The organism is Pseudomonas sp. B26(2017) (assembly GCF_002113045.1).
In the GTDB taxonomy this organism is placed as follows: Bacteria; Pseudomonadota; Gammaproteobacteria; order Pseudomonadales; family Pseudomonadaceae; genus Aquipseudomonas.
In genome coordinates, this window is record NZ_NEJJ01000014.1 from 1 (window position 1) to 25,545 (window position 25,545).

At 61.1% G+C, this 25,545-nt stretch carries 21 protein-coding genes; 14 read left to right on the forward strand and 7 right to left on the reverse strand.

Annotated features, from left to right (window positions below; genetic code table 11):
- Window positions 1-125: 125 nt before the first annotated feature.
- The gene (locus tag CAF79_RS20340; protein ID WP_085699900.1) at window positions 126-1,520 is read right to left on the reverse strand and encodes a class II fumarate hydratase; all 1,395 of its coding nucleotides are present in this window, start codon (window positions 1,518-1,520) and stop codon (window positions 126-128) included.
- Window positions 1,521-1,713: 193 nt separating this feature from the next.
- Between CAF79_RS20340 and CAF79_RS20345 the strand changes: the two genes are divergently transcribed.
- The 5 genes from CAF79_RS20345 (at window position 1,714) to CAF79_RS20365 (ending at window position 6,060) form a co-directional block, all read left to right on the forward strand.
- The gene (locus CAF79_RS20345; protein WP_085699902.1) at window positions 1,714-2,232 is read left to right on the forward strand and encodes a DUF2059 domain-containing protein; all 519 of its coding nucleotides are present in this window, start codon (window positions 1,714-1,716) and stop codon (window positions 2,230-2,232) included.
- 12 nt (window positions 2,233-2,244) lie between these two features.
- Window positions 2,245-2,544: a BolA family transcriptional regulator gene (locus tag CAF79_RS20350; RefSeq protein ID WP_065257175.1), complete on the forward strand. Its 300-nt coding sequence runs from the start codon at window positions 2,245-2,247 to the stop codon at window positions 2,542-2,544.
- Between the two features lie 117 nt (window positions 2,545-2,661).
- Window positions 2,662-3,612 carry a rhodanese-related sulfurtransferase gene (locus CAF79_RS20355; RefSeq protein ID WP_085699904.1) on the forward strand — a complete coding sequence of 317 codons (951 nt, stop codon included), beginning with the start codon at window positions 2,662-2,664 and terminating at the stop codon, window positions 3,610-3,612.
- 35 nt (window positions 3,613-3,647) lie between these two features.
- Window positions 3,648-4,250: a DsbA family protein gene (locus tag CAF79_RS20360; RefSeq protein ID WP_170929764.1), complete on the forward strand. Its 603-nt coding sequence runs from the start codon at window positions 3,648-3,650 to the stop codon at window positions 4,248-4,250.
- On the forward strand, window positions 4,243-6,060 hold the full coding sequence (locus tag CAF79_RS20365; protein WP_085699908.1) for an ABC transporter ATP-binding protein: 1,818 nt from the start codon (window positions 4,243-4,245) through the stop codon (window positions 6,058-6,060). The genes CAF79_RS20360 and CAF79_RS20365 overlap by 8 nt, the downstream gene beginning before the upstream one ends.
- 18 nt (window positions 6,061-6,078) lie before the next feature.
- Here CAF79_RS20365 and CAF79_RS29205 read toward each other — a convergent pair whose 3' ends face one another.
- Entirely contained in the window at window positions 6,079-6,225 is a 147-nt protein-coding gene (locus CAF79_RS29205) for a hypothetical protein (RefSeq protein WP_170929758.1), read from the reverse strand.
- Window positions 6,226-6,614: 389 nt separating this feature from the next.
- Here CAF79_RS29205 and CAF79_RS20370 point away from each other — a divergent pair, with 389 nt between their 5' ends.
- Window positions 6,615-9,077, forward strand: coding sequence for an EAL domain-containing protein (locus CAF79_RS20370; RefSeq protein WP_085699910.1), 2,463 nt, complete (start codon window positions 6,615-6,617; stop codon window positions 9,075-9,077).
- 46 nt (window positions 9,078-9,123) lie between these two features.
- Entirely contained in the window at window positions 9,124-9,918 is a 795-nt protein-coding gene (locus CAF79_RS20375; RefSeq protein WP_085699912.1) for a TenA family transcriptional regulator, read from the forward strand.
- A 60-nt stretch (window positions 9,919-9,978) separates the two neighbouring features.
- On the opposite strand, the gene CAF79_RS20380 is transcribed toward CAF79_RS20375, so the two are convergent.
- From CAF79_RS20380 to CAF79_RS20400, 5 genes are all read right to left on the reverse strand, one after another.
- The gene (locus CAF79_RS20380; RefSeq protein ID WP_085699914.1) at window positions 9,979-10,905 is read right to left on the reverse strand and encodes a GGDEF domain-containing protein; all 927 of its coding nucleotides are present in this window, start codon (window positions 10,903-10,905) and stop codon (window positions 9,979-9,981) included.
- A gap of 362 nt (window positions 10,906-11,267) precedes the next feature.
- The gene (locus CAF79_RS20385) at window positions 11,268-12,008 is read right to left on the reverse strand and encodes a YciK family oxidoreductase (protein ID WP_085699917.1); all 741 of its coding nucleotides are present in this window, start codon (window positions 12,006-12,008) and stop codon (window positions 11,268-11,270) included.
- 90 nt (window positions 12,009-12,098) lie between these two features.
- Entirely contained in the window at window positions 12,099-12,770 is a 672-nt protein-coding gene (mupP, locus tag CAF79_RS20390) for an N-acetylmuramic acid 6-phosphate phosphatase MupP (RefSeq protein ID WP_085699919.1), read from the reverse strand.
- 4 nt (window positions 12,771-12,774) lie between these two features.
- Window positions 12,775-13,473: a bifunctional 2-polyprenyl-6-hydroxyphenol methylase/3-demethylubiquinol 3-O-methyltransferase UbiG gene (gene ubiG, locus CAF79_RS20395; RefSeq protein WP_085699921.1), complete on the reverse strand. Its 699-nt coding sequence runs from the start codon at window positions 13,471-13,473 to the stop codon at window positions 12,775-12,777.
- 57 nt (window positions 13,474-13,530) lie between these two features.
- Window positions 13,531-14,865, reverse strand: a complete 1,335-nt coding sequence (locus CAF79_RS20400) for a TRZ/ATZ family hydrolase (protein WP_085699923.1) — start codon at window positions 14,863-14,865, stop codon at window positions 13,531-13,533.
- A gap of 108 nt (window positions 14,866-14,973) precedes the next feature.
- Here CAF79_RS20400 and mtnA point away from each other — a divergent pair, with 108 nt between their 5' ends.
- The 7 genes from mtnA to cmk all read left to right on the forward strand — a co-directional run bounded on the left by mtnA (window position 14,974) and on the right by cmk (window position 25,444).
- Window positions 14,974-16,050, forward strand: coding sequence for an S-methyl-5-thioribose-1-phosphate isomerase (mtnA, locus tag CAF79_RS20405; RefSeq protein ID WP_085699925.1), 1,077 nt, complete (start codon window positions 14,974-14,976; stop codon window positions 16,048-16,050).
- A 439-nt stretch (window positions 16,051-16,489) separates the two neighbouring features.
- Window positions 16,490-19,153 carry a DNA gyrase subunit A gene (gene gyrA, locus CAF79_RS20410; protein ID WP_085699927.1) on the forward strand — a complete coding sequence of 888 codons (2,664 nt, stop codon included), beginning with the start codon at window positions 16,490-16,492 and terminating at the stop codon, window positions 19,151-19,153.
- 64 nt (window positions 19,154-19,217) lie between these two features.
- A complete protein-coding gene (gene serC, locus CAF79_RS20415; RefSeq protein ID WP_085699929.1) occupies window positions 19,218-20,303 on the forward strand; it encodes a 3-phosphoserine/phosphohydroxythreonine transaminase in 1,086 nt (361 codons plus the stop codon).
- Window positions 20,303-21,397 carry a prephenate dehydratase gene (gene pheA / locus CAF79_RS20420; RefSeq protein WP_007950913.1) on the forward strand — a complete coding sequence of 365 codons (1,095 nt, stop codon included), beginning with the start codon at window positions 20,303-20,305 and terminating at the stop codon, window positions 21,395-21,397. Before serC ends, pheA begins: the two co-directional genes overlap by 1 nt.
- Before the next feature lie 12 nt (window positions 21,398-21,409).
- Window positions 21,410-22,522, forward strand: coding sequence for a histidinol-phosphate transaminase (hisC, locus tag CAF79_RS20425; protein ID WP_085699931.1), 1,113 nt, complete (start codon window positions 21,410-21,412; stop codon window positions 22,520-22,522).
- A 28-nt stretch (window positions 22,523-22,550) separates the two neighbouring features.
- Window positions 22,551-24,758, forward strand: a complete 2,208-nt coding sequence (locus CAF79_RS20430; RefSeq protein WP_256579459.1) for a bifunctional prephenate dehydrogenase/3-phosphoshikimate 1-carboxyvinyltransferase — start codon at window positions 22,551-22,553, stop codon at window positions 24,756-24,758.
- Window positions 24,755-25,444 carry a (d)CMP kinase gene (gene cmk / locus CAF79_RS20435; protein ID WP_085699935.1) on the forward strand — a complete coding sequence of 230 codons (690 nt, stop codon included), beginning with the start codon at window positions 24,755-24,757 and terminating at the stop codon, window positions 25,442-25,444. Before CAF79_RS20430 ends, cmk begins: the two co-directional genes overlap by 4 nt.
- Window positions 25,445-25,545 lie beyond the last annotated feature (101 nt).

Sequence of the window (25,545 nt, forward strand, 5' to 3'; positions counted from 1 at the left end):
CGAAATCTCCCACGGATCTGTACTGCGCCAACAGTCAGAATCGAGCCTTGTCCCTCCTCCTCCCTTCAAGTACCAGCATACAAGCGAGCTTGCTCGCGATGACGGACTTTCTGGCGCTACGGGATTCAGCCCTTGGCGCCGGCCTCGATCATGTTCTCCGGCCGTACCCAGGCGTCGAACTCCTCATCGGTCAGATAACCCAGTTCCAGCGCGGCTTCGCGCAGGGTCTTGCCCTCGCTGTAGGCCTTCTTGGCGATTTCCGCCGACTTGTCGTAGCCGATGTGCGGGTTCAGCGCCGTCACCAGCATCAGCCCGCGTTCCAGATGTTTCGCCATGACTTCGGCATCCGGTTCAAGCCCGGCGATGCAGTGCTGCTGGAAGTTGCTGCACCCGTCGGCCAGCAGGCGGATCGATTGCAGCAGGTTGTGGATGATCACCGGTTTGAACACGTTCAGTTGCAGATGACCCTGGCTGGCGGCAAAACCGATTGCCACGTCGTTGCCCAGCACCTGACAGGCGAGCATCGACAACGCTTCGCACTGCGTCGGGTTGACCTTGCCGGGCATGATCGAACTGCCTGGTTCGTTGGCCGGCAATTTCACTTCAGCAAAACCTGCGCGTGGGCCCGAGCCCAGCAGACGCAAGTCGTTGGCGATTTTCATCAGCGCCACGGCGAGGGTTTTCAGGGCGCCGGACAGCGTATTCAGCGGCTCATGGCCGGCGAGGGCTGCGAACTTGTTCGGCGCGGTGACGAATGGCAGGCCCGACAGCGCCGCCAGTTCCGCGGCAATCGCTTCGCCGAAACCGTGTGGCGAATTGAGTCCGGTGCCGACGGCCGTGCCGCCCTGCGCCAGTTCGCAGACTGCGGGCAGCGCTGCGCGGATCGCTCGTTCGGCGTAATCCAGCTGCGCTATGAAGCCGGAGATTTCCTGGCCGAAAGTGATCGGCGTGGCGTCCATCATGTGGGTGCGACCGGTTTTCACCAGTTTCATGTGCCGTGCCGACAGCTCGGCGAGGCCGCCCGACAACTCGGCGATGGCGGGCAGCAGTTGGGCCTGCACCGCTTGCGCAGTGGCGATGCTCATGGCGGTGGGAAAGCAGTCGTTGGAACTCTGCGAGCGGTTGACGTGATCGTTGGGGTGCACTGGCGTCTTGCCGCCGCGCGGGTTACCGGCCAGTTCGTTGGCACGGCCGGCGATCACTTCGTTGACGTTCATGTTGCTTTGCGTGCCGCTGCCGGTCTGCCAGACCACCAGCGGGAACTGGTCGTCATGCTGGCCGTCGAGCACTTCGTCGGCGGCCTGTTCGATCAGGCGGGCGATGTCGGCAGGCAGGTCGCCGTTGCGGTCGTTGACCCGGGCCGCGGCTTTCTTGATCAGGGCCAGGGCGTGCAGGACCGGCAATGGCATGCGTTCCTGACCGATGGCGAAGTTGATCAGCGAGCGTTGCGTCTGAGCGCCCCAGTAAGCGTCGTCCGGGACTTCGATCGGGCCCAGGCTGTCGGTTTCGTTACGGCTCATCGTGCACACTCCTGTTGGTCTGTTTGCGCAGTTTAGGCCGGTGTCGGCCCGGGTGGTTCCCTCCGGCCGATTGTTGACTGGCAAATCCCCGCCAATCAAGCGCGGCAAGGGCCGGGGGTTGAGCCGCAGCGTTATTCAGGCGCAGAATGGTCGCCCTTGGGGTTTGACCTCGCCTAGCTGAAAAGGAAACTCGATGATTCGTCTTCGTGCCATCTGCACCGCGGTTGCCCTGGTTTGCGCCAGCGGCCAGGTGTTTGCCGATACCGCCAGCCACAACGCCAGTGCCGAAACTTTCCTGACCCTGGCGCACGCTGACAAGCTGGGCACTCCGGTGTACATGCAGGTTCAGCAGATGTTTGCCCAGCGTTTTGAACAGACCAAGGCGCCGGAATCCAAGAAAGCCGTACTGGATACCTACCAGGCCAAGGCCAACGCCGCCCTGGACCAGGCCATCGGCTGGAACAAGCTGAAGCCGGACATGGTCAAGCTCTACACCAGCAACTTCAGCGAACAGGAGTTGAAAGATCTGGTCGCGTTCTACCAGTCGCCACTGGGCAAGAAAGTCCTGGAAAAGATGCCGCAGCTGACTCAGCAATCGGCCCAGATGACCCAGGCCAAACTGGAAAGCGCGGTACCGGTGGTCAACAAGCTGCTGGACGACATGACCAACGAGCTGGCACCGAAAGGCGCGGCTCCGGCCAAGAAGAAGTAAGCGGAGTTCGTGATGACCATGCAACAACGCATCGAATCGACGCTGGCGCTGCTTCAGCCTGAGCATCTGCAAGTGCTGGACGAAAGCCACATGCACAGTCGAGGGTTGCAGACCCACTTCAAGGCAGTGGTGGTCAGTGCGCAGTTCGAAGGCCTGAACCGGGTCAAGCGCCACCAGAAAGTCTACGGCACGCTCGGCGAGCTGATGGGCGAGTTCCATGCGTTGGCGCTGCACACCTACACCCCGCAGGAATGGGCAGAGGTGGGTGCCGCTCCGGCGTCGCCGACCTGTGCCGGCGGCAGCAAGCATTGAGCCTTGCAGCAATGAACTGAGGTTTTTTGCTAGAATCCGCAACGCGCCGCTGACCCGGCGCGTTTTTTTTCGCATCCGGTTCACCCTTTACGAGGGTAGCCACCTGGAGAAATACCCATGACACAACCGATTGTCGTGGCGGCACTGTACAAGTTCGTCACCCTCGAAGATTACGTCAGCCTGCGCGAGCCCCTGTTGCAAGCGATGGTCGACAACGGCATCAAAGGCACTCTGCTGATCGCCGAAGAAGGCATCAACGGCACGGTTTCCGGCAGCCGTGAAGGCATCGACGGCCTGCTGGCCTGGCTGCGCAACGATCCGCGCATGGTCGATATCGATCACAAGGAATCGTACTGCGACGAGCAGCCGTTCTATCGCACCAAGGTCAAGCTCAAGAAAGAGATCGTGACCCTGGGCGTCGAAGGCGTCGACCCGAACAAGAAGGTCGGCACCTACGTTGAACCGCGGGACTGGAATGCGCTGATCAGCGATCCGGAAGTGTTGCTGATCGACACCCGCAACGATTACGAAGTCTCGATCGGCACCTTCGAAGGCGCCATCGATCCGAAAACCACCAGTTTTCGCGAATTCCCCGACTACATCAAAGAACACTTCGATCCGGCCGTGCACAAGAAGGTCGCGATGTTCTGCACCGGCGGCATTCGTTGTGAAAAAGCCTCGAGCTACATGCTCGGCGAAGGTTTCGAAGAGGTTTACCACCTCAAGGGCGGCATCCTGAAGTACCTCGAAGAAGTGCCGCAGGAAGAAACCAAATGGCAGGGCGACTGCTTTGTATTCGACAACCGCGTGACCGTGCGCCATGACCTGAGCGAAGGCGACTACGATCAGTGCCATGCCTGCCGCACCCCGGTCAGCGTTGAAGATCGCGCCTCCGAGCATTACGTGGCCGGCATCAGCTGCCCGCACTGCTGGGACACCCTGAGCGAGAAGACCCGCCGCAGCGCCATCGACCGCCAGAAGCAGATCGAACTGGCAAAAGCGCGCAACATGCCGCACCCGATCGGCTACAACTATAAGCAAGATAAGCAAGCATCCACCGAGGCTTAATCATGTCTGCACGCCTGCTCTATGTGATGGATCCGATGTGTTCGTGGTGCTGGGGATTTGCTCCGGTAGCCAAGGCATTGGTGGAGCAGGCGCAGGCAGCCGGGGTGGAACTGCACCTGGTGGTCGGCGGGTTGCGTACCGGCAGCGGTGCGGCGCTTGAGCCGACCACCCGGCGCTACATTCTCGAACACTGGCAGGCGGTTACCGAGGCCACTGGCCAGCCGTTCAAGTTGGAAGGCGCATTGCCGGACGGTTTTGTCTACGACACCGAACCTGCCTGCCGGGCCATCGTCACCGCGCGCAGCCTGGCGCCGGATTGCGCGTGGAAACTGGTCGGGTTGATCCAGCACGCGTTTTACGTCGAAGGTCGCGATGTCACCCAGGCCAGCGTTCTGGTGGAGCTGGCCGAGAAGGCCGGCGTCCCGCGCATCGAATTTGCTGCCCTGTTTGATCATGCCGATCAACACAAGGCGACCCAGGCCGATTTCAGCTGGGTGCAGGATCTGGGCATCGCCGGATTCCCGACGCTGCTCGCCGAGCGCAATGGCCAACTGGCGTTGCTGACCAACGGTTACCAGCCGCTCAGTGAACTGTCGCCGTTGCTCGGTCGATGGCTGGAGCGCGCCGCCTGTGTCTGACCCGGCCGATGACACGCCAGCCGTCAAGCGTGTCGACCGGCTGAGCTGGGCTGAAGTCCGGCGATTGGCACTTCATCACAAAAAATCCCTGTGGATCGCCAACGGCGTGGCCGTACTGGCGACGCTGTGCAGCGTGCCGATTCCGCTGCTGTTGCCGTTGTTGGTGGACGAAGTCCTGCTCGGTCACGGCGATGCGGCGCTGAAAGTCATGAACCATGTGCTGCCTTCGATGTGGCAGCAGGCGGCAGGCTATATCGGCCTGATGCTGGTGGTGACGCTGACCCTGCGCTGCAGCGCCCTGTGTTTTGGCGTATTGCAGGCGCGGTTGTTTGCGCGGCTGGCCAAGGACATCGTTTATCGCATTCGCGTGCGGCTGATCGAGCGTCTGAAACGCATTTCCCTCGGTGAATACGAAAGCCTGGGCAGCGGCACGGTCACCACCCACCTGGTCACCGATCTCGACACCCTCGACAAGTTTGTCGGCGAAACCCTCAGCCGTTTCCTGGTGGCGATGCTGACCCTGGTCGGCACCGCCAGCATCCTGATGTGGATGCACTGGAAACTGGCATTGCTGATCCTGCTGTTCAACCCGCTGGTGATCTACGCCACGGTGCAGTTGGGCAAGCGGGTCAAGCACCTGAAGAAACTGGAGAACGACAGCACCTCGCGCTTCACTCAGGCGCTGAGCGAAACCCTTGATGCGATACAGGAAGTGCGCGCCGGCAACCGTCAGGGCTTTTTTCTCGGGCGCCTCGGCCTGCGAGCGCAGGAAGTGCGCAACTACGCAGTCAATTCGCAATGGAAGACCGACGCCTCGAACCGGGCCAGCGGTCTGCTGTTTCAGTTCGGCATCGATATCTTCCGCGCGGCGGCCATGCTCACGGTGTTGTTCTCCGATCTGTCGATCGGCCAGATGCTCGCGGTGTTCAGCTATCTGTGGTTCATGATCGGCCCGGTCGAACAACTGCTGAACCTGCAATACGCCTACTACGCGGCAGGCGGTGCGCTGTCGCGGATCAACGAACTGCTGGCGCGCGCCGACGAGCCGCAATACCCCGGCGGTGTCGATCCGTTCAAGGGCCGCGATACCGTCGGGATTCAGGTGCAAGGGTTGAGCTTCGGTTACGGCGACGAACTGGTGCTGGACCAGTTGAATCTGTCCATCGCTCCTGGTGAAAAAGTGGCGATTGTCGGCGCCAGTGGTGGCGGCAAAAGTACCCTCGTGCAATTGCTGCTGGGGCTCTACACGCCACTGGCCGGGACGATCCGCTTCGGCGGATCGACCCAGCAGGAAATCGGCCTGGAAACGGTTCGGGAAAATGTCGCGGTGGTGCTGCAACATCCGGCGCTGTTCAACGACAGCGTGCGCGCCAACCTGACCATGGGCCGCACCCGTAGCGACGAAGCCTGCTGGCAGGCACTGGAAATCGCCCAGCTCGAACCCACCATCCGCGCCTTGCCGGACGGGTTGGACAGCATCGTCGGCCGCTCCGGCGTGCGTTTGTCCGGCGGTCAGCGGCAACGTCTGGCGATCGCGCGGATGATTCTCGCGGCACCCAAAGTGGTGATTCTCGACGAGGCGACGTCAGCCCTCGACGCCGCCACCGAATACAACCTGCACCAGGCCATGGCGCGGTTCCTCCATGGCCGCACCACGTTGATCATCGCCCACCGCTTGTCAGCGGTGAAGCAGGCGGACCGGGTGCTGGTGTTCGACGGCGGGCAAGTGGCCGAGGATGGTGACCATCAGCAACTGATTGCCGATGGCGGGTTGTACGCCAAGCTTTATGGGCATTTGCAGCGGTTGTAGATCAGCTGCGCAGCACCTTCAATCCATCTGTCGTGGCGTCGTGACCAGCTGTTGCTCGGCGGCAGGCTTGTGGCCACGTCCACCGAGGCGATACTTTTTGCGCAACAAGCCCACCAGTTTGGCCTCGCTGTCCAGTGAGGTCGGCATCTCATTGCTGGCGGTCACGACGTCGGCATGCGCGATGTTTCTCGCCTTATGCGATTGATGGTTTTCCCGTGCGGCGGGTGAGGGAGCCAGGTCTTTGATGTCGGGGCCCGAATCAAGTCCCGATGCCTGTCTGACACGAAACTCCTGAGTGTCTGGTGTGTCGGTTGTAGCAAGAGAGATCGATGTGATGCAGCACTCCGCGAGAACGATTTCCTGCCCTGAGAGGGAACAACTGGAGTGCCAGTGAAACGCCGCCAGCCAATTGTGCGGCGTTACATATGTATAAGGCTGCGTTTGTACTGAATCAGGGCCGATCCGCCGCTTGCCGTAACCCCGAACGCCTCCTAGTCTTTGGGAGTTGGTCTGATAGAGACGGACGATCAGGCAGTGACCACGCAAGGAATCCAATGAAACAAAAGCGGACTCTCGGAACGCCTCGGTTGCTGGGCATCGTCTGGCCATTCATTGCCGTCGTGTTGTTTCAAGCCTTGCTGGGGGGCGTGAGTCTTTACGTCCTTTCTGCGGTTCGAGGGTATGTGGCAGGCGAAAGCCTCTGGTCCAAGGGCCAGAAAGACGCCATCTATTACCTCAACCTGTATGCCGACAGCCGAGACGAGGCGATTTACCTCAAATACCAGACCGCGATTGCCGTGCCTCAGGGTGGCCATCAGTTGCGTCTGGCGCTGGACAAGCAACCGCCCGACCTGCAAGCGGCGCGCGAAGGCATCCTCAAGGGCGGCAATCATCCGGACGATGTGTCCAGTCTGATCTGGCTGTACCTGAATTTCCGTCACTTCAGTTACCTGGAAACCGCCATCGACCGCTGGACGCTGGGCGATGCCTATCTGGTGGAGCTCGACGGCGTGGCGCGGGAGATGCATCAGCGCATCACTGCCAATGCCGCCACCGAGGCCGATATCCGGCGCTGGAAAGAGCGGATTTTTGCCATTAATGATGGCGTGACCCCGGCCGCCAAGGCGTTCAGCGATGCCTTGGGCGAAGGCTCGCGGATGATCCTGCGCCTGCTGCTGTTCACCAACCTTGCCACCGCGCTGGGCCTGATTGTGCTGGCACTGCTGCGCACCCGCAAATTGCTCAAGCAGCGGCACGCTTTCGCCGAAGCGCTGCAACTGGAAAAGGACCGCGCCCATGTCACCTTGCACTCGATCGGCGACGGGGTGATCACCACCGATGTGAGCGGGGCGATCGACTATATGAACCCGGCCGCCGAGGCGTTGACCCACTGGAAGGCCGAGCAGGCTGCCGGTCTCCCGCTGGCGGCGTTGTTCAACCTGCTGGATGACAACGCCCAGAGTGAGGGGTTGACTCTGATCGAGCACATTCTGAGCGGCCAGCTCACGGGCGGCAGCGAGCATTCGAAGCTGATCCAGCGGCTGGATGGCAGCACCGTGTCAGTAACCCTGGTCGGCGCGCCGATCCGCAACGCCGGCAAGGTCAGCGGTACCGTGCTGGTGCTGCATGACATGACCCAGGAGCGGCAATACATCGCCAATCTGTCGTGGCAGGCCACTCACGATGCGCTGACCGGGCTGGCTAACCGTCGCGAGTTCGAATACCGCCTCGAACAGGCCCTGCACAACCTGACCCGGCAGCCGGGACGGCATGCGCTGATGTTCCTCGATCTCGATCAGTTCAAGCTGGTCAATGACACTTGCGGGCATGCGGCCGGCGACGAGTTGTTGCGGCATATCTGTGCGTTGCTGCAATCGGGCCTGCGCGAGGGCGACACCCTGGCGCGGCTGGGCGGGGACGAGTTCGGCATCCTGCTGGAGAACTGCGCGCCGGAGGCGGCCGAGAAAATCGCCGAGGGGCTGCGCCAGACCGTGCAGAACCTGCATTTCGTCTGGAAGGGCCGGCCGTTCCTGACCACTGTCAGCATCGGCCTGGTGCACGTCGCGCAAACCCCGACCACCCTCGAAGCCTCATTGCGGGCCGCCGACATGGCCTGCTACATGGCCAAGGAAAAGGGCCGCAACCGGGTGCAGGTCTATCACGCCGACGATTCGGAGCTGTCTCTGCGCTTCGGCGAGATGGCATGGGTACAACGCCTGCACATGGCCCTGGAGGAAAACCGTTTCTGCCTCTACGCCCAGGAAATCGCTCCGCTGAATTCGGTTGCCGGAGGTTCCCGCGGGCACATCGAAATTCTGCTGCGCCTGCATGACGAAGCGGGTCGGATGATTCTCCCTGACAGTTTCATACCGGCGGCTGAGCGTTACGGTTTGATGACCTCATTGGATCGCTGGGTTGTGCAGAATGTATTTAAGGTTATTGCTCAATGTATTAACGAAGAGTGCGAAGGGCCTCTGGCAATGTGTGCGATTAATCTTTCAGGCATTACTATCGGAGATGACGCGTTTTTGCACTTTCTACGCGAGCAGTTTGATAACTACGGCATACCGCCTGAAATGATTTGTTTTGAAATTACAGAAACCAGTGCCATTGCAAATCTCGGTAGTGCAATCAGATTTATTAATGAACTCAAGGGCTTGGGTTGTTATTTTTCGCTCGATGACTTTTGTGCCGGAATGTCTTCATTCGCTTATTTGAAACATTTGCCTGTAGACTTCCTGAAGATCGACGGGAGTTTCGTAAAGGATATGCTGGACGACCCGATTAACCGTGCAATGGTCGAAGTGATCAATCACATCGGGCATGTCATGGGTAAGCAGACAATTGCCGAGTTTGTTGAAACGGTGCAGATCGAGCAGGCGTTGCTTGAAATCGGCGTGGATTACGCTCAGGGTTATGTTGTGGAACGCCCGCAGTTGTTTACCTGTGACAGTTTGCAAAGTCGGCCCGCCAGACCGCAGCCACTGTTATTCAAGGCGCCTGGCAAATTCCGTTGAAGTCTCTTGCCGATCCTTACAATCACAAATCAAAAGGAGCCGAACAGTGATCGACACATTCAACCGAACCGGACCACTCATGGAAGCTGCAAGTTATCCCGCCTGGGCGCAACAGTTGATCCAGGATTGCAGCGAGAGCAAACGCCGGGTTGTCGAACATGAACTTTATCTGCGCATGCGTGATAACAAGCTCAGCGCCAAAACCATGCGCCAGTACCTGATCGGGGGCTGGCCCGTCGTTGAGCAATTCGCCTTGTACATGGCGCAGAACCTCACCAAAACCAAATTCGCCCGTCACCCGGGTGAAGACATGGCGCGGCGCTGGTTGATGCGCAACATCCGCGTTGAACTCAACCATGCCGATTACTGGCTGCACTGGAGCCGGGCCCATGGGGTGAGCCTGGAAGATTTGCAGGCGCAGCAAGTGCCACCGGAGCTGCATGCCCTGAGCCACTGGTGCTGGCACACCAGTTCGGCGGATTCACTGATCGTGGCCATTGCGGCCACCAACTACGCCATCGAAGGCGCGACCGGGGAGTGGTCGGCGCTGGTGTGTTCGACGGGTGTCTATGCCGCCGCCTTCCCTGAAGAGGATCGCAAGCGGGCGATGAAGTGGCTGAAGATGCACGCCCAGTACGACGATGCCCACCCTTGGGAAGCACTGGAGATCATCTGCACCCTGGCCGGGACGAACCCTAGCAAGGCCTTGCTGGTGGAACTGCGACAGGCGATTTGCAAGAGCTACGACTACATGTACCTGTTCCTGGAGCGCTGCATGCAGCTTGAGCTGTCGGAGCGGGTGATGGTCGGACGTGAGCGTCGGGCGCTGGTCGAGAGCTGATTTCGGCGACATCAATAAAAAACGGGAGCCTCGGCTCCCGTTTTTGTCGGCTGCGAAAAATCAGCCCGCCATGGTCAGGCGATTGCGACCCTCGCGCTTGGCGACATATAGCGCGCTGTCGGCGCGGCGCAGCAGGCTGTCGGCGGATTCGCCCGGCAACAGGGTCGAGCAGCCGAGGCTCACGGTGAGTTCGATCAATTGATTATTGGCGTAGTAATCCTGGGCCTGCGCTGCCTGACGCAGGCGCTCGCCGACCATGGCGGCCGCATCGCGAGCGGTGTTGGACAGCAGGATCAGAAACTCTTCGCCGCCATAGCGAAACACCATGTCGACATTGCGCAACTGGCCCTTGATCGATGCGGCCACGGCTTTGAGTACGTCATCGCCGGCGCCGTGGCCATGAAGGTCGTTGACCTGTTTGAAATGATCGATGTCCAGCATCAGCAACGACAGCGGTTGCAGGTGTCGGCGGGACATCTCGATTTCCCGTTGCAGCGTCTGCTCCATGGCAATGCGGTTGCCGGCACCGGTCAACGGATCACGCAAGGCGCTTTGCGTGGCGGCACGGTACAGCAGGGCATTGCGCATCGGATACAGCAGGGCCGACAGCAGCGACTCGAGATTGCCCAGTTCCTGTTCGCTGAAGCGCTGGTTGCGGCGGAATACCAGTTCACCCATGTGCTCGCCTTCGTGGCTGAGGCTGTAACTGGCCGTGTGGTGTCCGCGGGCGCCGAATTCCAGGCGCAGGTCGCTGCCGCTGTGCATATAAGTCAGAGCGTCCAGCGGCACGAGGCGCTGAACTTCGCGGAAAAAAAGACCGAGGATGCGTTGTGGCTCGAGGCTGGTTTGCAGTTGCAGGCTCATTTGCTGGCGCAATTGCGCCAGGCTGACAGGTCGCGCCAGCAGAGACGGATGCTGACCAAAGCCCAGGCGTTGCAATTTGGCACTGTCGAAGTCAATTGCAGTGGTCTGGGAGGGTGATTTCATATGGCGTGAGCCCCTAAGCAGTAAGTCTGTCTTACAGGCTGGGTGAGAGCGGCTATGGGCTGCGCGTCATACTGATCCATCAGTCCCGTAGGACATTTGTCACAAGTTTAGTCTGCGCGATGACGATTAGTCAGCTATCGAATCGGGCCTCGCCCGACTGCCTTCACTCGGCGTGCTTTGAGGAAATGTAGAGCGAAAGTCGTGCCATACGGTTCATATTTTTTGAAAACCGTTTTGAATCAACAGGTTGGGGCTTTGTAGGCGGTAAAGATGATGGATATTTGACTGAGTTTGCGCTGCTCAGAGCGGCAATTGCATGCCGCGACGGGATTCCGCCACGGCAACAAATGCGACGTATGGCATTACTGGGCGTTGAAGGCCTGGCCATTGATACCGGTGCTGTCGGGGCCCATCAGGTACAGATAGACCGGCATGATCTCTTCCGGTGTCGGGTTGTTCAGCGGGTTTTCACCCGGGTAAGCCTGGGCGCGCATGCTGGTGCGGGTGGCACCCGGGTTGATGCTGTTGGAGCGCACCGGGGCCACGTTTTCGACTTCGTCGGCCAGGGTTTGCATCAAGCCTTCGGTGGCGAACTTCGACACGCCATAGGCGCCCCAGTAAGCACGACCCTTGCGCCCGACACTGCTGGAGGTGAAGACCACCGACGCGTCCTGCGACAGTTTGAGCAGCGGCAACAGCGTGCTGGTCAGCATGAAAGTGGCGTTGACGTTGACCTGCATGACGCGCATGAAGTTTTCACCGGACAACTGCTCGATCGGCGTGCGCGGGCCGATGATCGAGGCGTTGTGCAGCAGGCCGTCGAGGTGGCCGAACTCGGTCTCGATCATCGCCGCCAGCTCATCGTATTGATGGGGCAGGGCGGTTTCGAGGTTGAACGGGATCACGGCCGGCTGCGGATGCCCGGCCGCTCCGATCTCGTCGTAGACCTGGGTCAGGTTGGCTTCGGTCTTGCCCAGCAACAGCACGGTTGCGCCGTGGGCGGCGTAGGTCTTGGCGGCAGCCGCGCCGATGCCACGACCGGCACCGGTGACCAGAATGACCCGATCCTTGAGCAATTCGGGGCGAGCGGAGTAATCAAACATAAAAAACCTCATCAAGAGTCAGATCGTTCCCACGTCGAGGCGTCGAACCGTCGGCGCGGGAATGCAGCCAATGACGCTCCGCGTCAGGCCTCAGCAGCTGCAAAGTGCGTTATCCAGCACCTTGCGCAGCTCCAGCGGATGATCCACCACCACGTCCGCGCCCCAGTGCCGAGGGTTGTCGTCCGGGTGAATGTAGCCATAGGTCACGGCAGCGGTCCTGGTGCCGGCGTCACGGCCGGATTCGATATCGCGCAGATCATCGCCGATAAACAGAACGGTCGACGGATCCAGATCAAGCATCTTGCAGGCGAGGATCAGCATCTCGGGATCCGGCTTGCTGTTCTTCACGTGATCCGGGCAGATCAGCAGTGCCGAGCGCTCGGCCAGCCCCAGTTGCTGCATGATCGGCTCGGCGAAGCGCAGCGGCTTGTTGGTGACCACGCCCCAGACCAGATTGGCTTTCTCGATGTCGGCCAGCAATTCGCCCATGCCCTCGAACAGCTTGCTGTGCACGGCGCAACCGACGAGGTAGCGCTCAAGGAACTCCAGGCGCAGTTCCTCGAAACCCGGCGACTCCGGATCCATCGAGAATGTCACCGCGACCATGGCCTTGGCACCGCCGGAAATTTCATCGCGGATGTGTTTGTCGTTCATGGGCGGCAAGCCACGATCCGCGCGCATCGCCTGGCAGATGGCGATGAAGTCCGGCGCGGTGTCGAGCAGAGTGCCGTCCATGTCGAAAAGGACTGCTCTGATGGCCATCGGCTTATTCCTCGCGCAGGGTCTGGATCATGTAGTTGACGTCAACGTCCGCCGACAGTTTGTAGTGCTTGGTCAGCGGGTTGTAGGTCAGACCGATGATGTCCTTGACGGTCAGGCCGGCCATGCGGCTCCAGGCGCCGAGCTCGGAAGGGCGGATGAATTTCTTGAAGTCGTGGGTGCCGCGCGGCAGCAGCTTCATGATGTATTCGGCGCCGACGATGGCGAACAGGTACGCCTTCGGGTTGCGGTTGATGGTGGAGAAGAACACCTGGCCGCCGGGCTTGACCATGCGGAAGCAGGCACGGATCACCGAGGATGGATCCGGTACGTGCTCGAGCATTTCCAGGCAGGTGACGACGTCGAACTGCTCGGGCATTTCTTCGGCCAGGGCTTCGGCGGTGATTTGCCGGTACTCGACGTTCACGCCGGACTCCAGCTGATGCAGTTGCGCGACCGCCAACGGCGCTTCGCCCATGTCGATGCCGGTCACGGTCGCGCCGCGCTGGGCCATGGCTTCGCTGAGGATGCCGCCGCCGCAACCGATGTCCAGAACCTTCTTGCCGGCCAGATTGACCCGCTCGTCAATCCAGTTGACCCGCAGCGGGTTGATGTCGTGCAGCGGTTTGAATTCGCTTTCGCGGTCCCACCAGCGATGGGCCAGGGCTTCGAATTTGGCGATTTCGGCGTGGTCGACGTTGCTCATGATTCAATCCTCTAAAACTTGAAAAAGGCTGTAGCCCCGGAGTTTGTCCCGGGGTGTTTACGATTCGGTGTGGCCGCTGATGCGACGGCCCCAGGCCCGGGCGGTTTCGCCGAGCTGTTGTTCGTCCAGTCGGGTCAGGCGGCGGTCGTCGAGCAACTGCTTGCCGGCAACCCACAGGTGTTTCACGCAGTCGCGGCCGGTGGCGTAAATAAGCTGCGAGACCGGGTCATAGACCGGTTGCTGCGCCAGGCCGGACAGGTCGAAGGCGACGATGTCTGCCGCCTTGCCGAGTTCCAGCGAGCCGGTCTCGGCTTCGATCCCCAAGGCTCGCGCGCCGTTCAGCGTGGCCATGCGCAGCGCCCGATGGGCGTCCAGCGCGGTGGCCGAGCCGGCGACGGCTTTGGCCAGCAGGGCGGCGGTGCGGGTTTCGCCCAGCAGGTCCAGGTCATTGTTGCTCGCGGCGCCATCGGTGCCGACCGCGACGTTGACCCCGGCCTGCCACAGGCGCTCCACCGGGCAGAAACCGCTGGCCAGTTTCAGGTTCGACTCCGGGCAGTGGATCACGCTGGTGTTGCTTTCTACCAGCAACGCCAGGTCGTCATCGCTGATCTGGGTCATGTGCACGGCCTGGAAGCGCGGGCCGAGCAGGCCGAGGCGACCGAGCCGGGCCAGCGGGCGTTCGCCGCGCTGTTCGACTGCTTGCTGTACTTCGAAAGCGGTTTCGTGGACGTGCATGTGGATCGAGGCGTCCAGCTCTTCGGCGATCACGCGGACTTTTTCCAGGTTCTCATCGCCAACCGTGTAGGGTGCATGAGGGCCGAAAGTGATTTTGATGCGCTCGTGATGCTTGAGGTCGCCGAACAGTTCGACGCCCTGACGAATGGCTTCATCGGCGCTGGCGGCCCCCGGAATCGGGAAGTCGAGGATCGGAATCGCAATCTGTGCGCGGATTCCGCTGTTGTGCACGCGCTCGCTGGCAACCTTCGGGAAGAAGTACATGTCCGAAAAACAGGTGATGCCACCTTTTATCTGTTCGGCGATGGCCAGATCGGTGCCGTCACGCACAAAATCTTCATCGACCCATTTGCCCTCGGCCGGCCAGATGTGGTTTTCCAGCCAGGTCATCAGCGGCAGATCGTCGGCCAGGCCCCGAAACAGCGTCATCGCGGCGTGGCCGTGAGCGTTGATCAGACCGGGACTGAGCAGTACGTCCGGCAGTTCGCGGACTTCGGCGGCGTTACACTTCAGCGCTTCGGCACGCGGGCCGATAAACACGATGCGGCCGTCGCGGATGCCCAGGCCATGCTCCTTGAGCACAACGCCTGCAGGTTCGACGGGTACCAGCCAGGTCGGCAGCAATAATAAGTCGAGCGCAACGGCAGGTTTCGGCATCGAGGGTCGGTTCCAGTGCTTTTGTAAAGGATGGCGAAGTATACCCGAGCGTCTTCGCGGGGGGATCGCTATAATCGGCGGCTTTTGTTCATGAGTGCGGGGTGAGGGATGCGCGATCGACTATTGGCTGCGGAGAAAGTAAAGGCCATCGATTGGCGTGATGGCGCGCTCCACCTGCTGGATCAGCGCGTTTTGCCGTTCGAGGAAAACTGGATCGCCTACACCAGCGCCGCCGGCGTGGCCGAGGCGATTCGTTCGATGGTAGTGCGCGGTGCGCCGGCCATCGGCATCAGTGCGGCCTACGGCATCGTGCTGGCCGCCCGTGCCCGGATTGCCGAAGGTGGCGACTGGTACGCGGCGCTGGAAGAGGATTTCATGCTGCTGGCCGATTCCCGGCCGACGGCGGTGAATCTGTTCTGGGCGTTGAACCGCATGCATGACCGGCTGGACCGGTTGAAAGAAAACGCCGATCCGCTGGCGACGCTGGAGGCCGAAGCCATTGCCATCCATGAAAGCGATCGCGAAGCCAACCTGACCATGGCTCAGCTCGGCGTTGATCTGATTCGCAAGCATCAGGGCAATGCTCAGGCCATTCTGACGCACTGCAACACCGGCGCCCTGGCCACCGGCGGTTTCGGCACGGCACTCGGAGTGATTCGCGCAGCATTCATCGAGGGTATGGTCGAGCGCGTCTACGCCGACGAAACCCGGCCGTGGCTGCAGGGCTCGCGCCTGACCGCGTGGGAACTGGCCAACGAAGGCATTCCGGTGACCCTGAACGCTGACTCCGCCGCTGCGCACATCATGAAAACCAAAGGCGTGACCTGGGTGATCGTCGGCGCCGATCGGATCACTGCCAACGGCGACGTGGCGAACAAGATTGGCACCTATCAACTGGCAGTCAACGCCATGCACCATGGCGTTCGTTTCATGGTGGTGGCGCCGAGTTCGACCATCGACATGAATCTGGCCAGCGGTGATGACATCCCGATCGAAGAGCGCGCCGGCGCCGAATTGCTGGAAGTTGGCGGCAAGCGCGTCGGCGCTGACGTTGAAGCGTTCAACCCGGTCTTTGACGTGACCCCGGCAGACCTGATCGATGCGATCGTTACCGAGAAAGGCATCGTCGAGCGCCCGGATACCGCGAAAATGGCGCAGTTGATGTGCCGCAAGCGCCTGCATTGATTGACTCTGGCGTCTGTTCGGACGCTATCGCTGGTAAGCCAGCTCCCACAGGTTTTGTGCATGCCGCCGATTTTGTGGGAGCTGCGGTGCGACGACTCGACGTGCCAGCGATGAGGCCATAAATGTCAATAAACATCCCCAAACCTGACCTCAAATTTGCATTCAGGGAAGCTCTGAGCCTCTCTCGTCCCCGTTAAGCCTGTCATCGGTCATCTAACTATGCTCCATGCGCATCTGGGGGATAGGTGCGTGGCGGCTCTTGTGATAACATCCGGCGTTTTCCGAGGCAGTCCCACGGGGTTGTCTTCACTGCGCAAATCCAGGGTCAACTTGTCGATTTGTCGTAAGTCGGCGCATGGCACTCGGCCTGCATCGACGAGCTTCGTGCGTCCCCTATGGATATGGCGAAGTTTCACCAGAAAAAGGAATCAGGCTTCTCATGGGCGAACTGGCCAAAGAAATCCTCCCGGTCAATATCGAAGACGAGCTGAAACAGTCCTATCTCGACTACGCGATGAGCGTGATCGTCGGCCGTGCACTGCCGGATGCGCGCGATGGCTTGAAGCCCGTGCACCGTCGCGTGCTGTTCGCGATGAGCGAGCTGGGCAACGACTTCAACAAGCCGTACAAGAAATCTGCCCGTGTCGTCGGTGACGTGATCGGTAAGTATCACCCGCACGGTGATACCGCGGTGTATGACACCATCGTCCGCATGGCGCAGCCTTTCTCCCTGCGTTACCTGCTGGTCGACGGCCAAGGCAACTTCGGTTCGGTGGACGGCGACAACGCCGCGGCCATGCGATACACCGAAGTGCGCATGACCAAGCTGGCGCACGAGCTGCTGGCCGACCTGCACAAGGAAACCGTGGACTGGGTGCCGAACTACGACGGCACCGAACTGATCCCCGCAGTCATGCCGACCCGTGTGCCGAACCTGCTGGTCAACGGTTCCAGCGGTATCGCCGTGGGCATGGCTACCAACATTCCGCCGCACAACCTCGGTGAAGTCATCGACGGTTGCCTGGCCCTCATCGACAACCCTGAGCTGACCGTCGATGAGCTAATGCAATACATCCCCGGTCCGGACTTCCCGACGGCCGCGATCATCAACGGTCGCGCCGGCATCATTGAAGCCTACCGCACGGGTCGCGGCCGCATTTACATGCGCGCCCGTTCGATCATTGAAGACATCGACAAGGTCGGTGGCCGTCAGCAGATCGTCATCACTGAACTCCCTTATCAGCTGAACAAGGCGCGTCTGATCGAGAAGATCGCCGAGCTGGTAAAAGAGAAGAAACTCGAAGGCATCACCGAGCTGCGCGACGAGTCCGACAAGGACGGTATGCGCGTCGTGATCGAGCTGCGTCGCGGCGAAGTGCCTGAGGTGATCCTCAACAACCTCTACGCCCAGACCCAGCTGCAATCGGTATTCGGCATCAACATCGTTGCGCTGATCGACGGCCGCCCACGGATCCTGAACCTCAAGGACCTGCTGGAAGCCTTCGTCCGTCACCGTCGCGAAGTGGTTACCCGCCGCACGGTGTTCGAGCTGCGCAAGGCGCGCGAGCGTGGTCACATTCTCGAAGGTCAGGCCGTCGCCCTGTCGAACATCGACCCGGTCATCGCCCTGATCAAGGCCTCGCCGACCCCGTCGGAAGCCAAGGAAGCGCTGGTCAGCACGCCGTGGGAATCCAGTGCGGTGATGACCATGGTCGAGCGCGCCGGTGCCGATTCGTGCCGTCCGGAAAACCTCGACCCGCAATACGGCCTGCGCGACGGCAAGTACTTCCTGTCGCCGGAACAGGCGCAAGCCATTCTGGAGCTGCGTCTGCACCGTCTGACCGGTCTGGAGCACGAAAAGCTGCTGGCCGAGTATCAAGAGATCCTCAACCAGATCGGCGAGCTGATCCGCATCCTCAACAGCGCCACGCGCCTGATGGAAGTGATTCGCGAAGAGCTGGAAGTGATCCGCGCCGAATACGGCGACGTGCGCCGCACCGAAATCCTCGATGCCCGTCTCGACCTGACCCTGGGCGACATGATCCCGGAAGAAGAGCGCGTCGTGACCATCTCCCACGGCGGTTATGCCAAGACCCAGCCGCTGGCTGCGTATCAGGCCCAGCGTCGTGGCGGTAAAGGCAAATCGGCGACCGGCGTCAAGGATGAGGACTACATCGCTCACCTGCTGGTTGCCAACAGCCACACCACGCTGCTGCTGTTCTCCAGCAAGGGCAAGGTGTACTGGCTGAAAACCTACGAAATCCCGGAAGCATCCCGTGCTGCCCGTGGTCGTCCGCTGGTCAACCTGCTGCCGCTGGATGACGGTGAATACATCACCACCATGCTGCCGGTCGAGGAATACACCGAAGGTCACTACATCTTCATGGCCACCGCCAACGGCACCGTGAAGAAGACTCCACTGGAATCCTTCAGCCGTCAGCGCAGCGTCGGTCTGATCGCGCTGGAGCTGGACGAAGGCGACGTGCTGATTTCCGCGGCCATCACCGATGGCGCGCGTGAAGTGATGCTGTTCTCCGACGGCGGCAAGGTGACTCGCTTCAAGGAATCCGACGTTCGTGCCATGGGCCGTACCGCTCGTGGTGTGCGCGGCATGCGTCTGCCGGAAGGGCAGAAGCTGATTTCGATGCTGATCCCGGAAGAAGGCAGCCAGATCCTCACCGCTTCCGAGCGTGGTTATGGCAAGCGCACCGCGATCACCGAGTTCCCTGAGTACAAGCGTGGCGGTCAGGGCGTGATCGCCATGGTCAGCAACGAGCGTAACGGCCGTCTGGTCGGTGCAGTTCAGGTGCTCGACGGCGAGGAGATCATGCTGATTTCCGACCAGGGCACGCTGGTGCGTACCCGTGTCGACGAAGTTTCCAGCCTGGGTCGTAACACCCAAGGTGTGACCCTGATCAAACTGGCCAAGGATGAAACCCTGGTCGGTCTGGAGCGAGTCCAGGAACCGTCGGAAGTCGAAGGTGACGAGCTGGAAGGTGAAGAAGGTGTCGAGCTGGAACAAGGCGTGACCGGCGCCGAACCGGACGATGCGGTCGATAACCTGCAGGCGGACGCCGCAGACGAAGAAGAGTCGCAAGACTAACCAAATCGTAGCAGGGCAGAGTGTTTGCTCTGTCCGCTACCGTGATTGCATAGCGAGAGTGGATGTGAGCAAACGAGCCTTTAACTTCTGCGCAGGTCCCGCTGCGCTGCCTGAAGCTGTCCTGTTGCGTGCCCAGTCCGAGATGCTCGACTGGCACGGCAAGGGTCTGTCGGTCATGGAAATGAGCCATCGCAGTGATGACTACGTGGCCATTGCCGAGAAGGCGGAACAAGACCTGCGCGACCTGCTGTCCATCCCCTCCAATTACAAAGTGCTGTTCCTGCAGGGCGGTGCGAGCCAGCAGTTCGCCGAGATTCCGCTGAACCTGCTGCCCGAGAACGGCACTGCCGACTATGTCGAAACCGGCATCTGGTCGAAGAAAGCCATCGAGGAAGCGCGTCGCTTCGGCAACGTCAACGTCGCTGCCAGCGCCAAGCCTTATGACTACCTGGCCATCCCTGGTCAGAACGAGTGGGAGCTGACCCCGGGTGCGGCCTATCTGCATTACGCGTCGAACGAAACCATCGGCGGCCTGCAGTTCGACTGGGTTCCCGAGGCTGGTGACGTTCCGCTGGTGGTCGACATGTCCTCTGACATCCTCTCGCGTCCCATCGATGTGTCGCAGTACGGCCTGATTTATGCCGGCGCACAGAAGAACATCGGCCCGAGTGGTCTCGTCGTTGTGATCGTTCGTGAGGATCTGCTGGGTCGTGCCCGCAGTTCGTGCCCGACCATGCTCGACTACAAGGTTTCGGCCGACAACGGTTCGATGTACAACACGCCGGCCACCTATTCCTGGTACCTCTCGGGTCTGGTCTTCGAGTGGCTGAAGGAGCAGGGCGGCGTCGCCGCGATGGAGCAGCGCAACAAGGCGAAGAAAGATCGCCTGTACGGCTTCATCGACAACAGCGACTTCTATACCAACCCGATCAGCACCAACGCCCGCTCGTGGATGAACGTGCCGTTCCGTCTGGCTGACGAACGTCTGGACAAAGCGTTCCTGGCTGGCGCCGACGCCCGTGGCCTGCTCAACCTCAAGGGCCATCGTTCGGTCGGCGGCATGCGTGCCTCGATCTACAACGCCCTGGGGCTGGACGCCGTCGAAGCCCTGGTTGGCTACATGGCTGAATTCGAGAAGGAGCATTCCTGATGTCCGAGCAGGAGCTCAAGGCGCTGCGCGTTCGCATCGACAACCTGGATGAGAAAATCCTCCAGTTGATCAGCGATCGCGCGCGCTGTGCCGAAGAGGTTGCCCGGGTCAAGATGGCCAGTCTGGCCGAGGGCGAGCAGCCGGTGTTCTATCGTCCCGAACGTGAGGCGCAGGTCCTCAAGCGCGTGATGGAGCGCAACAAGGGGCCGCTGGGCAATGAAGAGATGGCGCGCTTGTTCCGCGAAATCATGTCTTCGTGCCTGGCCCTCGAGAACCCGCTGAAAGTCGCTTATCTCGGTCCGGAAGGCACATTCACCCAGGCGGCGGCCATGAAGCACTTCGGGCACGCGGTGATCAGCAAGCCGATGGCGGCGATCGACGAAGTGTTCCGTGAAGTGGCGGCTGGTGCGGTGAATTTCGGCGTGGTGCCGGTGGAGAACTCCACCGAAGGCGCGGTCAACCACACCCTCGACAGCTTCCTCGAGCACGACATGGTGATCTGCGGTGAAGTCGAGCTGCGGATTCACCACCACCTGCTGGTCGGTGAAAACACCAAGACCGACAGCATCAGCCGCATCTATTCCCACGCCCAGTCGCTGGCCCAGTGCCGCAAATGGCTGGATGCCCATTACCCGAATGTCGAGCGTGTGGCGGTGTCCAGCAACGCCGAAGCGGCCAAGCGGGTCAAGGGTGAGTGGAACTCGGCGGCGATCGCCGGTGACATGGCGGCCGGGCTGTACGGCCTGACGCGTCTGGCCGAGAAGATCGAGGATCGTCCGGACAACTCCACGCGCTTCCTGATGATCGGTAACCAGGAAGTGCCGCCGACCGGCGACGACAAAACTTCGATCATCGTGTCGATGAGCAACAAACCCGGCGCGCTCCATGAGCTGCTGGTGCCGTTCCATGACAACGGGATCGACCTGACCCGGATCGAAACCCGTCCGTCGCGCAGCGGTAAGTGGACCTACGTGTTCTTCATCGACTTCGTCGGTCACCACCGTGATCCGCTGATCAAAGGTGTACTGGAAAAGATCAGTCAGGAAGCAGTAGCACTCAAGGTGCTGGGTTCCTACCCGAAAGCAGTTCTTTAAGGGGTGGTAGCAATGAGTGGCAACTTCCTCGCTCTGGCACAGCCGGGCGTGCAACAACTTTCGCCATACGTGCCGGGCAAGCCCGTGGACGAGCTGGCGCGCGAGCTGGATCTGGATCCGGCAAGCATCGTCAAACTGGCAAGCAACGAAAACCCGTTGGGCGCAAGTCCGAAAGCGCTGGCCGCGATCCGCGAAGCGCTGGACGAGCTGACCCGCTACCCGGACGGCAACGGCTTCGCACTCAAATCCCTGCTGGCCGAACAGTGTCGCGTCGAGCTGAGCCAGGTGACGCTGGGCAATGGCTCCAACGACATTCTCGAACTGGTGGCGCGTGCCTATCTGGCGCCGGGCCTGAATGCAGTGTTCAGCGAGCACGCGTTCGCGGTCTACCCGATCGCGACCCAGGCGGTCGGCGCTCAGGCCAAGGTCGTTCCGGCCAAGGATTGGGGCCATGACCTGCCGGCCATGCTGGCGGCCATCGACGCCAACACTCGCGTCGTGTTCATCGCCAACCCGAACAACCCGACCGGTACCTGGTTCGGCGCTGAAGCGCTGGATGAGTTCCTGCAGGACGTGCCTGAGCATGTGCTGGTGGTACTGGACGAAGCCTACATCGAATATGCCGAAGGCAGCGATCTGCCGGATGGCCTGGACTTCCTCGCGGCTTACCCGAACCTGCTGGTCTCGCGCACCTTCTCCAAGGCCTACGGTCTGGCGGCGCTGCGCGTTGGCTATGGTCTGTCCACTCCGGTAGTGGCAGACGTGCTGAACCGTGTACGCCAGCCGTTCAACGTCAACAGCCTGGCCTTGGCCGCGGCCTGTGCGGCGCTGAAGGACGAGGAATATCTGGCGCAGAGCCGTCAGCTCAATGAGTCCGGCATGCAACAGCTGGAAGCGGGTTTTCGCGAGCTGGGTCTGAGCTGGATTCCGTCCAAGGGCAACTTTATCTGCGTCGACCTCGGTCAAGTGGCGGCTCCGGTGTTCCAGGGTCTGCTGCGCGAAGGCGTGATCGTGCGTCCGGTGGCCAACTACGGCATGCCGAACCATCTGCGGGTGACCATCGGTCTGCCGGCGGAAAACAGCCGCTTCCTCGAAGCGCTGCGCAAGGTTCTGGCTCGTGGGTGATGTCACTGCGCTGCAATCTGCTGCACCTATGATCGGGCGCCTGGTGGTGGTCGGTCTGGGGTTGATCGGTGGTTCGTTTGCCAAAGGCTTGCGTGAAAGCGGTGTGTGCCGCGAAGTGGTCGGCGTTGATCTCGACCCGCAATCGCGCAAGCTGGCGGTCGAGTTGGGCGTGGTGGATCGCTGCGAAGACGATCTGGTGGCCGCTTGCCAGGGCGCGGACGTGATCCAGTTGGCGGTGCCGATCCTGGCCATGGAAAAAGTGCTGGCTCGTCTGGCCGGCATGGATCTTGGGCAGGCAATCCTGACGGACGTCGGCAGCGCCAAGGGCAATGTGGTGCGCGCGGCGACCGAAGCGTTTGGCGGCATGCCGACGCGTTTTGTACCGGGGCATCCGATTGCCGGTTCCGAGCAGAGCGGGGTGGAAGCCTCCAACTCGGAGCTGTTCCGCCGTCATAAAGTGATTTTGACCCCGCTGGAGCAGACCGATCCGTCTGCCGTGGCGGTGGTTGATCGCTTGTGGCGCGAGCTGGGCGCCGACGTCGAGCACATGCAGGTCGAGCGTCACGATGAAGTGCTGGCTGCGACCAGTCATCTGCCGCACTTGCTGGCCTTCGGTCTGGTCGATTCGTTGGCCAAGCGCAATGAAAATCTTGAGATCTTCCGTTACGCTGCGGGCGGTTTCCGTGATTTCACAAGAATTGCCGGAAGCGACCCGGTCATGTGGCATGACATCTTTCTCGCCAACCGCGAGGCTGTCCTGCGCACACTCGATACATTTCGCAGCGACCTCGACGCCTTGCGCGACGCGGTCGATGCAGGGGATGGGCACCAATTGTTGGGCGTCTTCACGCGCGCCCGGGTTGCCCGCGAGCATTTCAGTAAAATCCTGGCCCGCAGGGCCTATGTGGACGCTATGAATTCCAACGATCTGATCTTCCTGGCTCAACCTGGTGGCCGCCTCTCCGGTCGGATTCGCGTACCGGGTGACAAATCGATTTCCCACCGTTCGATCATGCTCGGTTCGCTGGCTGAAGGCGTCACCGAAGTCGAAGGCTTCCTCGAGGGTGAAGACGCCCTGGCGACCTTGCAGGCGTTCCGCGACATGGGCGTGGTCATCGAAGGCCCGCATCACGGCCGTGTGACCATCCACGGTGTCGGCCTGCATGGCCTGAAACCGGCGCCGGGCCCGATCTATCTGGGCAACTCCGGTACTTCGATGCGCCTGCTGTCCGGCCTGCTGGCCGCGCAGGACTTCGACAGCACCCTGACCGGTGACGCGTCGCTGTCCAAACGCCCGATGAATCGCGTCGCCAACCCGCTGCGGGAAATGGGTGCCGTGATCGAAACCGCTGCCGACGGTCGTCCGCCGATGACCATTCGTGGCGGTCACAAGCTCAAAGGCCTGACCTACACCATGCCGATGGCCAGTGCCCAGGTTAAATCCTGCCTGTTGCTGGCGGGTCTGTACGCCGAAGGCAAGACCACCGTGACCGAGCCGGCTCCGACTCGTGACCATACCGAGCGCATGCTGCGCGGCTTTGGCTATCCGGTGAGCGTTGACGGCGCGACTGTGTCCGTCGAGTCCGGTGGCAAGCTGGCTGCGACCCACATCGAAGTGCCGGGTGATATCTCGTCGTCGGCGTTCTTCCTGGTAGCAGCGTCGATCGCTGAAGGTTCGGAGCTGGTGCTCGAACACGTCGGCATCAACCCGACCCGTACTGGCGTAATCGACATCCTGCGCCTGATGGGTGCCGACATCACCCTGGAAAACCAGCGTGAAGTAGGCGGCGAACCAGTAGCGGATCTTCGCGTGCGGGCAGCTAAACTCAAGGGTATCGAGATTCCGGAGGCGCTGGTTCCTCTGGCCATCGACGAATTCCCGGTGCTGTTCGTGGCCGCGGCCTGTGCCGAAGGGCGCACCGTGCTGACCGGTGCCGAAGAGCTGCGAGTCAAGGAGTCGGACCGTATCCAGGTTATGGCGGACGGTTTGCTGGCGCTGGGCGTCAAGTGCGAGCCGACCCCGGACGGCATCATCATCGACGGCGGCCAGATCGGCGGCGGCGAAGTGCATGGTCATGGCGATCACCGCATCGCGATGGCTTTCAGCGTGGCCTCGCTGCGCGCCACTGCACCGATCCGCATCCATGATTGCGCCAACGTCGCGACGTCGTTCCCGAACTTCCTGGCGCTGTGCGCGCAGGTCGGCATTCGTGTGGCGCAAGAGGCTCAGTCGTGAACAACATTGCACCGGTCATCACCATCGATGGGCCAAGCGGCTCGGGCAAAGGCACCGTAGCCGGGATTCTGGCCAAGCGTCTGGGCTGGAATCTGCTGGATTCCGGCGCGCTTTATCGCCTGCTGGCGTTTGCTGCGCGCAATCATGGTGTCGACCTGACCAATGAAGAGCTGCTGAAGAAACTGGCCGCTCATCTGGATGTGCAGTTCATCGCCGCGACCGACGGTCAGTTGCAGCGCATCATTCTGGAAGGTGACGAAGTCAGCGATGTCATCCGCACTGAAAGCATCGGTTCCGGCGCCTCTCAGGTGGCGGCGTTGCCGGCCGTTCGCGAGGCGCTGTTGCAGCGCCAGCGCGCTTTCCAGGAAGCGCCTGGTCTGGTGGCCGATGGTCGCGACATGGGAACGGTGGTTTTTCCGAACGCACCCTTGAAGATTTTCCTGACCGCCAGTGCCGAGGAGCGGGCGCGCCGTCGATATTTGCAGTTGAAGGGCAAAGTCGAGGGTGTTAGTCTGTCGAGTCTGCTAGATGAGATCCGTGCGCGCGATGAGCGTGATACCCAGCGAGCGGTGGCCCCGCTCAAGCCGGCGGCCGACGCGATACAGCTGGATTCCACGGAGTTGTCCATCGATCAGGTGCTTGAACGCATCATGAGCGAGATTGCCATTCGCGATATCGCCGGGTGACCAGGAAGGCCGCAGGGGACCAGTCATAGTCCTGCGGTGGCTTCCTTTACATGAAACTGACCCGCATCGTCTGGGATGTGGAGATGGGCGTATTTTTCGCC